This window comes from Nostoc sp. C117, assembly GCF_043099735.1.
In the GTDB taxonomy this organism is placed as follows: domain Bacteria; phylum Cyanobacteriota; class Cyanobacteriia; order Cyanobacteriales; family Nostocaceae; genus Nostoc.
This window is the reverse complement of the sequence record NZ_CP170991.1, coordinates 750492-765422: the sequence shown is the minus strand read 5'-3', so window position 1 is coordinate 765422 and position 14931 is coordinate 750492. Positions and strand designations below refer to the sequence as shown.

12 protein-coding genes and 1 pseudogene are annotated in these 14931 nt (G+C 41.1%); 7 read left to right on the top strand and 6 right to left on the bottom strand.

Features of this window, described 5'->3' with window-relative positions; genetic code table 11:
* Positions 1 to 60 precede the first annotated feature (60 nt).
* Complete coding sequence (locus ACFG4S_RS04885; RefSeq protein WP_392533732.1) at positions 61 to 522, bottom strand: hypothetical protein; 462 nt, start codon at positions 520 to 522, stop codon at positions 61 to 63.
* Between the two features lie 327 nt (positions 523 to 849).
* On the opposite strand from ACFG4S_RS04885, the gene ACFG4S_RS04880 reads away from it, so the two are divergent.
* Both ACFG4S_RS04880 and ACFG4S_RS04875 read left to right on the top strand, forming a co-directional pair.
* Positions 850 to 1644, top strand: coding sequence for a hypothetical protein (locus ACFG4S_RS04880; RefSeq protein ID WP_392532903.1), 795 nt, complete (start codon positions 850 to 852; stop codon positions 1642 to 1644).
* A gap of 82 nt (positions 1645 to 1726) precedes the next feature.
* Positions 1727 to 2173, top strand: coding sequence for a hypothetical protein (locus ACFG4S_RS04875; RefSeq protein WP_392531484.1), 447 nt, complete (start codon positions 1727 to 1729; stop codon positions 2171 to 2173).
* Here ACFG4S_RS04875 and ACFG4S_RS04870 read toward each other — a convergent pair.
* A complete protein-coding gene (locus ACFG4S_RS04870; RefSeq protein WP_392533731.1) occupies positions 2139 to 2675 on the bottom strand; it encodes a hypothetical protein in 537 nt (178 codons plus the stop codon). The two genes, ACFG4S_RS04875 and ACFG4S_RS04870, sit on opposite strands and share 35 nt — an antisense overlap.
* Positions 2676 to 2682: 7 nt before the next feature.
* On the bottom strand, positions 2683 to 3063 hold the full coding sequence (locus ACFG4S_RS04865; protein ID WP_392533730.1) for a hypothetical protein: 381 nt from the start codon (positions 3061 to 3063) through the stop codon (positions 2683 to 2685).
* An 848-nt stretch (positions 3064 to 3911) separates the two neighbouring features.
* On the opposite strand from ACFG4S_RS04865, the gene ACFG4S_RS04860 reads away from it, so the two are divergent.
* Positions 3912 to 7331, top strand: coding sequence for a leucine-rich repeat protein (locus ACFG4S_RS04860; RefSeq protein ID WP_392533729.1), 3420 nt, complete (start codon positions 3912 to 3914; stop codon positions 7329 to 7331).
* A gap of 355 nt (positions 7332 to 7686) precedes the next feature.
* Here ACFG4S_RS04860 and ACFG4S_RS04855 read toward each other — a convergent pair whose 3' ends face one another.
* Positions 7687 to 9801, bottom strand: a complete 2115-nt coding sequence (locus tag ACFG4S_RS04855; RefSeq protein ID WP_392533728.1) for an amylo-alpha-1,6-glucosidase — start codon at positions 9799 to 9801, stop codon at positions 7687 to 7689.
* 131 nt (positions 9802 to 9932) lie between these two features.
* On the opposite strand from ACFG4S_RS04855, the gene ACFG4S_RS04850 reads away from it, so the two are divergent.
* Together ACFG4S_RS04850 and ACFG4S_RS04845 are read left to right on the top strand one after the other, a co-directional pair.
* Entirely contained in the window at positions 9933 to 10544 is a 612-nt protein-coding gene (locus ACFG4S_RS04850) for a peroxiredoxin (protein ID WP_073644091.1), read from the top strand.
* Positions 10545 to 10722: 178 nt separating this feature from the next.
* Entirely contained in the window at positions 10723 to 11268 is a 546-nt protein-coding gene (locus ACFG4S_RS04845) for a peroxiredoxin family protein (RefSeq protein ID WP_392533727.1), read from the top strand.
* 85 nt (positions 11269 to 11353) lie between these two features.
* On the opposite strand, the pseudogene ACFG4S_RS04840 reads toward ACFG4S_RS04845, so the two are convergent.
* Together ACFG4S_RS04840 and ACFG4S_RS04835 are read right to left on the bottom strand one after the other, a co-directional pair.
* Positions 11354 to 11545 (bottom strand): annotated as a pseudogene (locus tag ACFG4S_RS04840) (ATP-binding protein); the annotation flags it as partial.
* 144 nt (positions 11546 to 11689) lie between these two features.
* A complete protein-coding gene (locus ACFG4S_RS04835) occupies positions 11690 to 11986 on the bottom strand; it encodes a hypothetical protein (protein ID WP_392533726.1) in 297 nt (98 codons plus the stop codon).
* Between the two features lie 316 nt (positions 11987 to 12302).
* Between ACFG4S_RS04835 and ACFG4S_RS04830 the strand changes: the two genes are divergently transcribed.
* Both ACFG4S_RS04830 and ACFG4S_RS04825 read left to right on the top strand, forming a co-directional pair.
* Positions 12303 to 12467, top strand: a complete 165-nt coding sequence (locus ACFG4S_RS04830) for a hypothetical protein (protein ID WP_392533725.1) — start codon at positions 12303 to 12305, stop codon at positions 12465 to 12467.
* A 16-nt stretch (positions 12468 to 12483) separates the two neighbouring features.
* A complete protein-coding gene (locus ACFG4S_RS04825; protein ID WP_392533724.1) occupies positions 12484 to 14703 on the top strand; it encodes a PAS domain S-box protein in 2220 nt (739 codons plus the stop codon).
* Positions 14704 to 14931 lie beyond the last annotated feature (228 nt).

Below are 14931 nucleotides of genomic sequence, written 5' to 3'. Positions count from 1 at the left end.
CATCTTTTCCAAGACAATAACCAAGTAAATTTTTTTACTAAATTTTCCCCCTTGTGACAGTCACTTGTCCTTTAATGGTGTAAATATTGGTCTGTCCTGATCAGACCCTCGCAACAAATAGATTGTCAATTGCTTACCGGACTCTTGTTCTTGCTTAGGATTGATCGGTATTGGCCAGCGAAGGGATTTATAAAGTTCTAAGCGATACAAATCAAAAGCAGATTCCAACAAGCTACAGTAGACACCTGCCGCATCAACTGTCCAGTAGTAAGCAAATATTAACCCCAGTAACCCAGCAGGAACAGCCCACCAAGCCCAAACAGTCCATACGATAAACAGCAAACTCCAGAGCCAAAAACGCGGTGCTGTGTTCAGGCTTGACCGTGCTTCCTGTAATTCTTTCTTCACTCCATCTGGTAATACTAGCCAGAGGCGAGACCAGCAAATTACAGCATCCAAGCCATACTTATCATAAGGGCGGCTTTCAGCTGCTCTAAGGATATTGCCTAACTTTGTAGGCATTAACTAGGGTGTTGACTCTGAGGGTTTTAAAGTGGTAAATTTTCATGCAAGAAGTACGTAGCTGCATAGAAGTTAATGCAAGAGTTTAAAAGCCCAACCAGCCGATTAGCAAGATTGTTTCGCAATGGTCGAGACAATTGGAAAGAGAGAGCTTTGGAAAAATAGAAAAAACTCAGAGCATTAGAAATAAAAGTCAGAGATTTATCAACCTCACGAGACTATTGGAAAAGCAGAGCAAAAATTGCTGAATCAAAGCTACTCAAACAGAACATCGAGACGAGCGAGGGAAAAAAAAGAGTTGAGTTAATTTCAAACACTCTAACTAAGTTGCAAACAAGTGGACAGGCTCTTAACAAGGTAGCGAAGGGACATCATTATTCAGTCGAAACAATTCAAATATCATTAGAACAAGTTATCAAGTGCGGTAGTAGTTTGCGAGGAGTCGAAAAGACTTTTGAATTGTACGCTGATTTTTGTAACCAGGGTACTCCAAGCTTTAGTAGTATTAGAAAATGGTTAGGGCGAATTGGTCTGTACGAACTCAATAGAGAAAAAGAATATCGAAGTGATTGGATCTTTATTGTAGATTTGACTGTAGAACTAGGGGCAGAAAAAGCTCTGGTAATTTTGGGGGTTCCACAACAACTACTTGAATCAGAAATTTTTCCTTTAAAACGAGGATTAGGACATCAAGATATAGAACTTCTTGCATTGGAAATTATGTACTCCACTAAGGGAGAATACATATCGCAGAAGCTCTCTGAGCTAACTTCAAAAGTTGGTCGTCCATTACAAATAATAGCTGATCGCGGCAGTGATATCCAAAAAGGTATCAAGCTGTACCAAGAGAATTATCCAGAAGTGATTTACACGTATGATGTGACTCATGCAATGGCTTTACTGCTCAAGCATGAGCTAGTAGCCGATGAAAAATATCAGTCTTTCATCGAGCAATGTACACGATGCCGACAACAACTACAACAAACAGAGCTATCTTTTTTATCTCCACCATCTCAACGTTCTCAATGTCGTTATTTCAATATCGAAAGGCTAATTAATTGGGCTATTAAACTTTTAGATTCTCCAATAGACATACAGGGTAGAACTGGTACCAAATATTGAACCTGCCATTTTGAGGCAAAAATTAAAATCCAAATTAGGATGGTTAATCAATTATCAAGAGCCGCTTAGTATTTGGAGCCAAATGGTTCAAATGACTCGAACTGTAGAGACTCACCTTAAAACTTGTGGGCTGAATCAAAAATTAAGCAGCGTCTTGAAGTTACAGCAATTAACTATAGGAGCCAATTCTCTAGTTAATTTCCAACTAAAAATTATAGATTATTTGACAATTGAAAGTTCTAAAATTCATTCAGAACAGACAATCCTTGCTACTTCTGATGTGATTGAATCGCTTTTTGGCAAATATAAACAGTTTTCTTCTCGATGTCCTTTTAAACAGATAGGTCAGATGATTTTGAGCATTTCTTTATCTACTATGAAGTTGACAGGATCTGTTGTAAAAATTGCCTTAGAAACAGTTCGGTATATTGATCTTGAAGCCTGGTCCGCTCAAGTTTTCGGTCAATCTATGCTTTCAAAGAGAAGAACCGTGTTTACTGCCTCAAATAACGACACGGAAATTGCATGAAAAATTTTGGCTTAATTTCCCACAAAGTCAACACCCTAGGCATTAACCTATTAAATTGAGATGGAAACTCCATAAGTTGTCCATCTAGCGTCACATATTCCTCTAATTCTTCGTTAGTTATAACTTGTTTATCTTTTTTATCAGCCAGAGTTTGCCAACGCTTATCTTTTCGTTTAAAGTCATGCTCTTGTTGCTGTATCATCCAGCGTCGTAAAGGTTGTAACCAGCGAGACCAATAGCCTTCTAAAAATCTTAAAACAGATAAATCGAACTTTTGAACCACAAAAGCTGAGACAGCAATCATGAGCAAACCTGTTACCATAACAGCAATTAGCAAAGATTCTGGTTGCTGTTTGAGCCAATCTTCCAAAGGTTTTCGACCAAAACGCAAGACCCAAGCTAATAGTCCCCCCATCCAAAAGACAAAAGCTGGTGTCAGTATGTTTGCAGCCCAGTTTTCTGCAAGTTTTCCACCCAGACTTTCTAAAAATTTGGTTGGCATATATTTATTACTGAGCAGCAGGTATTAGCACGACATTATGAGTAGGACAGATTGGTATTGTCGCTCCAACAATGCGGCGATACCAAACGTAGTCTCCTTGAGGACATATATATTTTTGAGCAGATATTGCTTGACCTTTACCTGGAAGTGGCTCAAAACCTTTTGAGACCTGCTTCTCACTAAGAAACTCCGCTATCCAATTGCGAGTGTCTGGCTGACTTTTCAAGATTTCTAAAATCTGCTTATCGACTTCCTGTCCAGCTTTAGCTTGTGCTAATAGTTCAGTCAATTGTTTGTCTACTTGAACCGCATCATTTCCTAAAAGTTCTGGAAGAAAAGGACGAATCGAACGGCCAGCCTCCAGAATGTCGTCAGGTTCAAACGTCACAACTGAAACCTCATTATGTAAGATTAATAGCTAATTTTTTTAGTTATACACTGAAACAGACTAGCGTAGTTAATTTTCCAACACTGATGCAGTCTATACCACTATTACTGAGGTTTTACCCCTTGCATAAATAAACACATTGCCGCTATCAAGAATGCGACATCTAATTTGTGAAGTCTTAAAAGCAGACTTTTTCAGAGAAGAAAATAAACGACCATTAAAATGTGAAATTTTTGGTTTTGCGACCTCAATTTGTGAAAACATTGAAAATCTCTAGTCACTTTTGAATAATCATATAAATTAATAAAACCCTTGCTATACAAGGTTTTTACAGGATATAGCTAACGACATTAATTTATTAAATTACGACATCTAATTTGTGAATGTACAGTTGGTTATAGAGCATTGGTAATGATGGTTATTATGTTTTGAGATCGCCTTTTCCCATCATTTTAGTCCGATCGCCTAAATCCACAATATCCCAAACAGCGATCGCCTTTTCCCATCATTTTAGTCCGATCACCTAAATCCACAATATCCCAAACAGCGATCGCCTTTTCCCATCATTTTAGTCCGATCACCTAAATCCACAATATCCCAAACAGCGATCGCCTTTTCCCATCATCTTAGTCCGATGTCTACGACGGGCTACGCCTACGCCTAAATCCACAATATCCCAAACAGCGATCGCTTTTTTCCATCATCTCAGCCCGATGTCTACGACGGGCTACGCCTACGCCTAAATCCACAATATGCCAAATAGCGATCGCCTTTTCCGATCATTTTTCCCTAATCAGTTAAAATCATCTTCATCAGTCTTCTTTCCTTTTACCCTTCTCCTTGGAATTATGACGCATGAAGAGTTATTGCAACTGATAGATCGCGCTGTGGCTGAGGGTTGGCGAGAGTTAGACTTGTCGGGGCAAGAGTTGACTGAGTTACCTGTGGAAATTGGTAAGTTGCAGCAGCTTGAGTCTTTGATTTTGGGAAAGCAGGTTGAAGGTTATGAATACGTAGGAGGTCGCTATCTCCAAAAGGTTTCAGGCAACAATTTAAAAACGCTTCCACTCGAACTATTGGGTTTGCCTAATTTGCGTAAGTTGGATATTAGTGGCAATCCTTTAGAGAGCATTCCCGATGTGGTAACGCAAGTACTACATTTAGAGGAACTTATCTTAATTCGAGTAGAGCTAACTGAGATACCTGATGTGATCGCTAAATTAACCAATCTGACGCAGCTTCACCTCAGTGTCAACCAAATAACCCAGATTCCAGAGGCGATCGCTAAATTAACCAATCTGAATTTGCTTTTTCTCTATAACAACCAAATTACGCAGATTCCAGAGGCGATCGCGAATTTAACCAATCTGACAAACTTTGACCTCAGTGACAACCAAATAACCCAGATTCCAGAGGCGATCGCGAATTTAACCAATCTGACTAGGCTTAACCTCAGTCGCAACCAAATAACCCAGATTCCAGAGGCGATCGCGAATTTAACCAATCTGACGCAGCTTTACCTCCGTAACAACCAAATTACCCAGATTTCAGAGGCGATTGCGAATTTAACCAATCTGACGCAGCTTGACCTAAGTGACAACAAAATTACCCAGATTCCAGAGGCGATTGCTAATTTTTTAACCGATCTGAGGGAGCTTGACCTAAGTGACAACCAAATTACCCAGATTCCAGAAGCGATTGCTAATTTAACCAATCTGACGCAGCTAGGCCTCAGTGACAACAAAATTACCGAGATTCCAGAGGCGATTGCTAATTTAACTGATATGAAGGGGCTTTTCCTCCGTTTCAACAAAATTACCGAGATTCCAGAGGCGATTGCTAATTTAACCGATCTAATTACGCTTGACCTCAGTGACAACCAAATTACCGAGATTCCAGAGGGGATCGCTAAATTAACCAATCTGACTACGCTTTTCCTCTATAAAAATCAAATTGACCAGATTTCAGAGGCGATCACTAAATTAAACAATCTGACTAGGCTTTACCTCTTCTCCAACCACATTAACCAGATTCCAGAAGCAATCGCTAAATTAACCAATCTGACGCAGCTTGTCCTCAGTTCCAACCACATTAACCAGATTCCAGAGGCGATCGCTAAATTAACCAATCTGACGCAGCTTGACCTCAGTTACAACCAAATAACCCAGATTCCAAAGGCGATCGAAAGTTTGCCGAAATTGAAAAAACTAGATTTACAGGGAAATCCGCTTCCTATTTCACCAGAGATTTTAGGATCTTCTGATGATGTTGGTTCAGTTGAAGACATTTTCAATTACTTGCGATTACTCCGTAGCGGTGAAGTACGTCCACTCAATGAAGCCAAACTATTACTTATCGGACAAGGCAGCGTTGGCAAAACATCCCTCATTGAGCGACTAATCCACAATAAATATGATAGAAATCAACCCCAAACCGACGGACTCAATGTGGAAACTTGGAACGTGCAGGTCAATAGTAAAGACATCCGCCTCAATGTTTGGGACTTTGGCGGACAGGAAATTTATCATGCTACCCATCAATTTTTTCTGACTAAGCGCAGCCTCTATCTCCTAGTTTGTAATTGTCGCACCAGCGAAGAAGAAAACCGCATCGAATATTGGCTGAAACTAATCGAAAGCTTTGGCGGACAATCTCCTGTAATTATCGTTGGCAACAAAAAAGACGAACAACCCCTCGACATCAACCGCAAGGCATTACGCGAAAAATATCCTAACATCCAAGCGATTATCGAAACCTCCTGCCAAGACAATATCGGCATTGATGATCTTCGCACCGCAATTTTGCAGCAAATCGCCAACCTCAAAGAAGTCTACGATCTTTTACCTCTGACATGGTTTAAGGTTAAACAACAACTGGAATCCATGACTGAAGACTTCATCAGCTACAACCGCTACATCGGCATCTGCCACGAAAACAAGATTCCTGAAGAACAAAACCAAGATCAACTGATCGATCTCCTCCATCGACTTGGCTTAGTTCTCAACTTCCGCGATCATCCCATCCTCAAAGATACCAACGTCCTCAAACCCAACTGGGTGACAGAAGGTATTTACGCGCTCCTGAGCGATGAAAACCTCAAAACTCAAACCAAAGGCATTTTCACCCCCGCCGATCTCACCCGCATCCTTAATCCAGAGCGATACCCCAGCGAGCGTCACCGCTATCTGATCGGACTGATGAAAGAATTTGAGCTTTGCTTTGCACTAGAATGTTACCCACCACAATTTCTGATTGCGGGACTTCTGCCCAAAGACCAACCACACAAAACAGAACTCCAAGGCGAAACCCTGGAATTTCAATACCATTACAAAGTTCTCCCCGAAAGCATCATTTCCCGCTTCATCGTCAACACCCACGAAAAAATCCATAAGCAAATCTATTGGCGCAGTGGCGTAATGCTGCAATATCAAGAAAACAACGAAATCTACAACATCGCTCGCATCAAAGCCGATCCCGAAGACAAAAAAATCTTCATCACCATTAGCGGACGACAAGAAACCCGCCGCTTATTTCTCGGCATTCTCCGCGATGTCTTCCAAAAAATCCACAAAAGTCTCCCCAATCTCGAAATCACCGAATGGGTTCCCGTCCCCAACCATCCCAACCATCCGCCCCTCGACTACCAAGAACTCCTCGGACTCGAATCAATGGGTGAAAGCACAATCACCATCGGTAAACTAAAATTAAAACTCGATTTGCGTCAACTACTTGATGGGTATGAAGATATAAGAACTCGACAAAGACAACAATTAAAAAAAGAAATTATTGAATCATTCCCCATTAAGGAACCAATTATGTCAGAAAGTATCAGAAACCAAATATTTGTTAGCTACAGTCATCAAGATGCAGAATGGTTAACAGAACTGCAAAAACAACTAAAACCCTATATTCGTGCAGAAGGTTTAATCGTTTGGGATGACACCAAAATCAAACCTGGCGCAAAATGGAAAGCCGAAATTGAAAAAGCATTAGCCACGGCTAAGGTTGCTATCCTGCTAGTCAGCCCTGACTTTATAGGCTCTGATTTCATCGACAGACATGAACTCCCTCCCTTACTCAACGCAGCTGAAGAAGAGGGATTAACCATTTTCTGGATTCCAATTAGTGCAAGCTCATACAGAAAAACCGACATCGAAAAATACCAAGCTGCTCACCCTCCAAGTAAACCCCTCGACACTCTAAATAAGGCAGAACGTAACCAAGCTTGGGTGAAAATTTGCGAAGAAGTCGAAAAGGCAATAAAATAGAATCTATTTAAACATTGACTAAATTCAACTTAAATGTTCTGCAAATAGGGAGCAAGTTAGGCATAGAACTAAGAGGTTGTTTGAAAAGTCCTATTCTCAATAGCAAAACGTTCTAGATCCCCCTAAATCCCCCTTAAAAAGGGGGACTTTGATTCCAGTTCCCCCCTTTTTAAGGGGGGTTAGGGGGGATCGACAAGTGACTAAAATCACAGCTAACTACTTTTCAAACATCCTCTAAAGCTTCCCCCTGTTAAATAGACTTTTATAATTCCAGAGGCGATCGCTTTTCATCAATAACTTTTAGGCGATCGCACTCGACAACTATTTATCCGAACATGATATTACGAATTACGAATTATTTAATGTGTCTAATAACTTCGGCGACCGACCAAGCTTGAGCGATCGCTCCTCTGGGTAAATGAGGTGGATCGCCATCGAAAATTTCCGAAATAGAACCAATACAAGCATCAGATAAAAAGTGATCTAGCAGCGGTTGCCAATCAAAAGGCAGGGATTGTTGGGGATAAAAACGTTGCCAAGCCCGAATAAATGGCCCAATTAGCCAAACCCAAACACTGCCTTGATGATAAGCGCGATCGCGTTCTTCTTGGTTACCCTCATATTTACCTTTGTATTCGAGATCTCCTGGATCGAGACTGCGAAGACCATAGGGAGTAAGCAAGCTACTAGCTGCCAAATCTAGTATCTGACAACCTTGCTGTTCAGAAAACCCACAATGGTGGAAAGACAGTGCCAAAACAGCATTAGGACGAATTTGAAAATTTCGGCGATCGTCCGGCTCAATCGTATCGTAGAGATAACCTAGCTGAGGATTCCAAAACTGTTGCAGAGAATTTTTCACCTGTTCTGCTTGCTGAGCATAACGATAAGCTTGTTTACTCAGACGCGCTGGCTCACCAAACTCAAGGTCACTCAATCTTTCTGCCCACTGACTCAGCCAACATAAAGCGGAATACCACAGGGCATTAATTTCCACTGGCTTACCAAGACGAGGAGTCACAGGGTTTGCCCCAATTACCACATCCATCCAAGTGAGCGCTACACCACGAGCATCCCAACCAATTAGTCCATCAGTAGCATCCGCTTGAATATTGTAGCGTGTGCCACCGACAAAGGCTTTATGAATTTGCTGCACTAACGGAAACTGCTCTGCTAAAAACTGCCAGTCTTGTGTAGCTTCCAAATAAAGTCCTAAAGTTTCAATCCACCAAAGCGGTACATCAATAGTGTTATAAAACGGTTCGCTATCAACATCAGGAAAAGCATTAGGAATTAAACCTTGGCGACAGTAATGCCCAAAAGCTCGCAATAATTCTTTTGCCAGATCAAAGCGTTGGGGAACTAACATCAACCCAGGTAGAGCAATTAATGTATCGCGCCCCCAGTCATTAAACCAGTGATAACCTGCAATCACCGTTGGTCCTGGTATTGAGGCTCGATAGACGATAAAGCGATCGCTTGCTTTAAGTAGTTGTTGCCAAATTTTCGATTGGGTATGGGGCATCGGGCATCGGGCATTGCTTATTATTCCCTTGCCCCTCTGCCCCTCTGCCCCTCCACCTCCCCCACTCCATCCAAAAATCTGAGACAGCCTTTCTTGCTCCGCCTCCACGGCTTCTGCAAAGATTTCAGAGGTAAGAACACTGAGCGCTGGGTCAGGAAAACCTACTCGTGCTTCCAGAGTCACCGTATCTCCTGGTTTGAGTGTAACTGTCAAATAACCAGGACTGTAGAGGTCTTCCTTATCCCCCAATCCGCGTTTCGTCTCCTCAGGAAATCGATAATCCCAATACCAAACTGCATCTGGTTGATAATTTCCTTGTGTCCAGCGCAAGTGCCAAGGTATACCAAAATTCTCAGCTTTTCTAGCTTGCAGACAGACTTGATGTTGCCCAAGTAATTGTGAAAACTGTAATTCTGGGCTAGTTTTCTCTCTCTGTTGGTGGTGAAAGTCACGTTCTGCTATCAGCAGTCGCAGCCGTAAAATCGCTTTATCACTTCCCTCATAGCGATAGTGGATTAAAATTCGATGGCAAAATTGGGTAGGGGCATTGGAATTAGTCAACAATTCTTCTTCCGCCCCTTTGCCCCTTTGTTCCCCAATTCCCACCAAGCCATAGGGCATCACCAATTGTCTGGTTAACTGCCAGTTATCTTGACCCCACATCCATTTAGGAACTGGGTTAATATCAAAAGAGCGCAGCCGCTCGTAACCCGTCCGCTCAATCTGACCGTTAACCCAAATATTTGTCCCCAGTGCAACAACACTTCCTAATACTTCCAAGCTAGCTTCTAGGTGTGATAACAGCAGAGTCCGCCCAGAAGGTGGATTTGTCGCGGCAAACAACCAACCGTGATAAGTGCGTGTACGAGCATCAGAAACTGTACCACTGGCAAAACTTCCTAGACCATTGGTAAGCAACCATTCTCTTGTATCTAAATCTTGCATTGGCTACTCAAAATCGTTATGAGTATGATATAGTCGTAACAGATCGTAATTAAACTGTGAGAGCGTGGATGGGTGAGTTTTAGCTGACCCAAATTCCAACGCTACTAAACCGATAAAGGAGAATTAAGTTAATGTCCCTGACTTACGGAACAGAAGGAAGCCTCCGCGTTGGTCAACAAGCTCCCGATTTCACAGCAACGGCTGTGGTAGACCAGGAATTTAAGACAATCAAACTTTCCGATTATCGCGGTAAATATGTCGTCCTGTTTTTCTACCCCCTAGACTTTACCTTTGTTTGTCCCACTGAAATCACAGCATTTAGCGATCGCTACGAAGAATTCAAGAAAATTAATACGGAAATCCTTGGGGCTTCTGTAGATAGTGAATTCTCGCACCTCGCTTGGATTCAAACAGATCGTAAGTCTGGTGGCGTGGGTGACCTGAATTACCCTCTAGTCTCCGACATTAAGAAAGAGATTAGCGCCGCTTACAACGTTCTCGACCCAGCAGCAGGTATTGCCTTGCGTGGTCTGTTCATCATCGACAAAGATGGTATCATACAGCACGCCACAATTAACAACTTAGCTTTTGGCCGCAGCGTTGATGAAACCCTGCGGACATTACAAGCAATTCAGTATGTTCAGTCTCACCCCGACGAAGTTTGCCCAGCTGGTTGGCAACCTGGTGACAAAACAATGAATCCAGATCCAGTGAAGTCCAAAGTCTACTTCTCTGCTGTCTAAATTTCCCTAGCTACTAAACTCTAGTCAAGCTTATTGGAATTAAGATCGCCACGGATAAACAGAGATACACATTAAACAGTGTCAACCTCGGTATATATCTGTGGCTTTTTTTCAAAAAGAATACAGAAGTCAGAAAGAAGGGTGTAAGAAAAATTAGTGGGAGATTTAGGTTATAAATATGTTAACTTCAACTGATTTTAGTGGCTTATTCAATGAGCGTTTCTTCCGTAACTTTTTACCAGTTCCAGCAACAAATCAACTTAGGCTAGGAGTGGGAACACCAGACTTTCAACTCCCAGATATTACTAATGGAACTTTAGTAAAATTGTCTGATTATAGAGGTAAGCAACCAGTATTACTTGCCTTGACTCGGATATTTACCGAAAAGCAATATTGCCCTTTTTGTTTTCCTCATATCAAAGCTTTGAATGAGAATTACGAACAATTTAAAAATCAGGGTATAGAAGTTTTGATGATTACTAGTACTGACGAACGCCAAAGTCAAATCGTCGTCAGAGATTTAGGCTTAAAAATGCCCTTATTGAGCGATCCTACTTGTCGTGTATTTCGTAATTATCAAGTAGGGCAAGCTCTAGGAGCGCCTTTACCAGGACAGTTTATATTAGATAAACAAGGTAAACTCCGGTATTGGCATTTATTTTCTTTTCTCGATAGCAATGCTAGTATTGAAACATTGTTAAAAGAATTTCGGCTCCTATTTTAATATAATAGACATCTCCATAAAACAGAATTCATAATTATTCCTAGGGATGAAGTTAGCTTATTTATATTGGTAGGGTGACGACAAATTATGTGCCCTTTCCTAATGTAAAATTACAATCAAGTTTACCTTGATGTCGTTCAGTGACAATTTGATAGCTGATAGATAAACCCAATCCAGATCCTTTACCCACGTCTTTAGTCGTGAAGAAGGGATCGAATAACTTTATTAGAGTTGTTTCGGAAATTCCAAGAGCATTATCGGCGATGGAAATCATGATTTGCTTTTCAGATAAGCTGTTACGCATTTAATTTGTACATTTACCTGATGACGGTTGACTGATGACTGAAAACCCATCAACAGTCAACCGTCAACGACCCTGGTAATTGCTCCAGGATCGTATGCTCTATTAGATCGGTTAAGACTACATCATGTCCCACAAGGCCCAAGAAGCGATCGCCCTGATAGACAGGTAAAATTGCCGCATCTGGGCTTCCAATCTTGCCATCACATGGATATTAGACTTCTTGCAGAAGTAGGGAAAAGGGGAAGGTGGAGTTCCCTCTGGGGATAAGGGGCGGGGGAAAGGTTTTGTATTTTCCCCTTCCCCTTTAACCTTTTCCCCAAACCCACCTCTTGCAAAAGTGCTTTTTGCAAGAGGTCTATAGCTTACCCCAGCAGACACGAGTACCACCCCTGTTACTCCCAGTGCCATATTCATTAGTGTTTTGTGGGTAAGTGAGGTAAGGCGATTCTTAACGAAACGGCTATATCTAAAAGACCACTGTTTCTTAAGGGTTTGTCTAAATTGGGTAAGCATGTAGTAGCAGAGTTAACAATTCAAAATTAAAGATATTTTTTACTAAGTGTAATGCTTGGGGTCTGAGTTCGACTTTATGCATTTTTGAGAACATGAGGGGGTAAAAGGAAAAAACGTGAACATGGGAAAAGAGGAATTAGCATCAATGACAATATGCATCAAACTGCTGTTACTAATTTGGGAATAATAAATTTAGAAATCACTGGGATTTAGCAGTATGTTTAGCACTCATATTAGTATTTCTGGATACTACATCATGGAAGAAATCGACAATGCTTCGAGAAGCATAGTTGATCGGGGGTATCCAGAAACTGACTCATTGCCTGTAGCGATCGAACTGCTGAAAAATCTATATACAATCTTAATTCCAGTTCGACAGTAAGCGGGAGAAACAAGTCATGTATACTGAAGAACTAGAACATGAAATACTCTTTCTTCGCCAGGAAAATGCCCAGTTACAGCAACAGTTAGCAAAATGCACCAGTGAATTCAGTGCAAGAATCGCTCAACTAGAACAAAAGCTCAAAGAATCAGAACAACTATTACAAAGCGATCGCCAAACAGAATTAGCCCTCAAAGCTTCTCAAGCAGAATTGCTGGCATTGTTTAACGCTATACAAGATGTAATTCTCATTCTCGATGCCGAAGGACGCTATCTCAAAATAGCTCCTAGCAGTGCGCCTTTACTGTACCAACCACCTGCGGAACTAATAGGGAAAACCATACACGAAGTTTTACCTTCTGCTTTTGCAGACTCTTTTCTCAACTGTATTCAACAGGCACTAAAAACTAAGAAAGCTGTCAAAATTGAATATAGCTTGCCCATTGGCGATCGAGAAGTTTGGTTTGAGTCTAGTATTGCGCCAATGAGCGAGGACACTGTTGTTTGTATAGCCAGAGATATTAGCGATGCCTATCGGCAAGCTACGCAACGCAAAGCGGCTGAGGAAGCCCTAAGTCAACAAGAAGCTCACTATCGCAGCATTTTTGAGACTGTCAATGATGGCATCAATGTTGTTGATTTAGATACTGGTAAATTCGTCGCTGTTAATCCGGCTTTTTGTGAAATGCATGGTTATTCTCAAGCAGAATTTTCGGAATTAAATCCTCAAGATTTCATCCATCCCGATTCTTTTCATATATTTGGGGAATTTATCAACACAATTAAGATGGGAGAGAAGTTTCACGGTTATGCTGTAGATATTCACAAAGATGGCACTTATCTTGACATAGAAGTTACAGCCAAACTATTGAACTACAATGGCAAACCTCATGCAATTTCCATAGTGCGAGATATTAGCGAGCGTAAACAAGCAGAACAAGAACAAAGAAGACTGCTAACTATTTTAGAAGCCACAACTGACATTGTGGGTATGGCTGATGCCGCTGGAAATAGTTGCTACCTAAACAAAGCAGGGCAAAAGATTTTACATATTCCAGCCTCAGAAACCAACAAGTTTCATATTAACGAGGTTACAGGACTATCGATATTAGAAAAATTCCAGAATGAGATCGTACCTACCGTACTTCGAGAAGGGATTTGGTGTGGAGAATCTATATTTCGCTGTCGCAATGGTGAAGAGTTTCCAGTTTCCCAGGTGTTGATTGCCCATAAAAATGAACAGGGCGAAGTAGAATTCTTTTCAACCATAGCGCGTGACATCCGCGATCGCCAACAAATTGAAGCCCAACTTCGACAACAGGCAGAAAATTTAGCCCAAACTCTTGAAGAACTCCAACGCACCCAAGCCCAGATGATTCAGGCAGAAAAAATGTCCAGTCTTGGTCAACTGGTTGCTGGAGTTGCCCATGAAATCAACAACCCCGTTAATTTTATCCACGGTAATCTCAGCCATCTTGAAGAACATACCGAAGATTTATTACGACTAGTTCACTTATATCAATCTAGTAACGTTCCTGAATTGCAAAACGGCAGTTGCTACCCTGAAGCAACAAGAGCAAACAAGTCAGCAGAAATGCCCAATGCACTGGCTTCTTTATGTGAGGAAATCGATTTAGAGTACATCCAGGAGGATTTACCAAAAATCTTGAATTCAATGAAAGTCGGTACTCAACGTATCCGTCAAATTGTCCTGTCGCTGCGTACCTTCTCCCGCATGGATGAAGCCGATTTTAAAGCAGTGGACATTCATGAAAGTATAGACAGTACTTTAATGATTTTGCAATATCGCCTCAAAGAAAAGCCAAATTTTGCTGAAATTCATGTGATTAAAAACTACAGCAGCTTACCTTTAGTAGAATGCTACGCCGGACAACTTAATCAGGTGTTTATGAATATTCTGGCAAATGCTATTGATGCCTTAGAACAAAAAACAGATAATGAACTTTTTATACCGACAATTACCATAAATACTACGTTAATTGATTCTGATTGGGTAAAAATTGCGATCGCTGATAATGGTTTAGGAATGCTAGAAAAAGTTCAAAAACAGGTTTTTAATCCATTTTTTACCACCAAACCTGTCGGTAAGGGAACAGGTATGGGAATGTCTATTAGTTATCAAATTATTACTGAAAAACATACTGGCAAATTGAAGTGTTTCTCAAAACCAGGACAGGGAACAGAGTTTATCATTGAAATTCCCATTCGGCATTAGATATTCCAGACGATCCACACCGCAAAGAGATAATTGTAAAGCTTTTACTCGTTTATCTGTCAATATGAAGCTGAAGGGGAACAAATAAAACCCAAGTCAATACTGCTCGGGTAAAGCATTTTTAACTCGGAATTGGGTTTGGGGAAAAGGTTAAAGGGTAAAGGTTAAAGGTTTTTTCTTTCCCCTTTCCCTTTCCCCTTTTCCCCTTAACCGACAAGTATTGAAACC

Bases quoted from the DNA above. Each gene is read 5' to 3' on its own strand.
- ACFG4S_RS04885 (WP_392533732.1), bottom strand. From the start codon at position 522: ATGCCTACAAAGTTAGGCAATATCCTTAGAGCAGCTGAAAGCCGCCCT.
- ACFG4S_RS04875 (WP_392531484.1), top strand. From the start codon at position 1,727: ATGGTTCAAATGACTCGAACTGTAGAGACTCACCTTAAAACTTGTGGG.
- ACFG4S_RS04870 (WP_392533731.1), bottom strand. From the start codon at position 2,675: ATGCCAACCAAATTTTTAGAAAGTCTGGGTGGAAAACTTGCAGAAAAC.
- ACFG4S_RS04860 (WP_392533729.1), top strand. From the start codon at position 3,912: ATGACGCATGAAGAGTTATTGCAACTGATAGATCGCGCTGTGGCTGAG.
- ACFG4S_RS04855 (WP_392533728.1), bottom strand. From the start codon at position 9,801: ATGCAAGATTTAGATACAAGAGAATGGTTGCTTACCAATGGTCTAGGA.
- ACFG4S_RS04850 (WP_073644091.1), top strand. From the start codon at position 9,933: ATGTCCCTGACTTACGGAACAGAAGGAAGCCTCCGCGTTGGTCAACAA.
- ACFG4S_RS04845 (WP_392533727.1), top strand. From the start codon at position 10,723: ATGTTAACTTCAACTGATTTTAGTGGCTTATTCAATGAGCGTTTCTTC.
- ACFG4S_RS04835 (WP_392533726.1), bottom strand. From the start codon at position 11,986: ATGAATATGGCACTGGGAGTAACAGGGGTGGTACTCGTGTCTGCTGGG.
- ACFG4S_RS04830 (WP_392533725.1), top strand. From the start codon at position 12,303: ATGTTTAGCACTCATATTAGTATTTCTGGATACTACATCATGGAAGAA.
- ACFG4S_RS04825 (WP_392533724.1), top strand. From the start codon at position 12,484: ATGTATACTGAAGAACTAGAACATGAAATACTCTTTCTTCGCCAGGAA.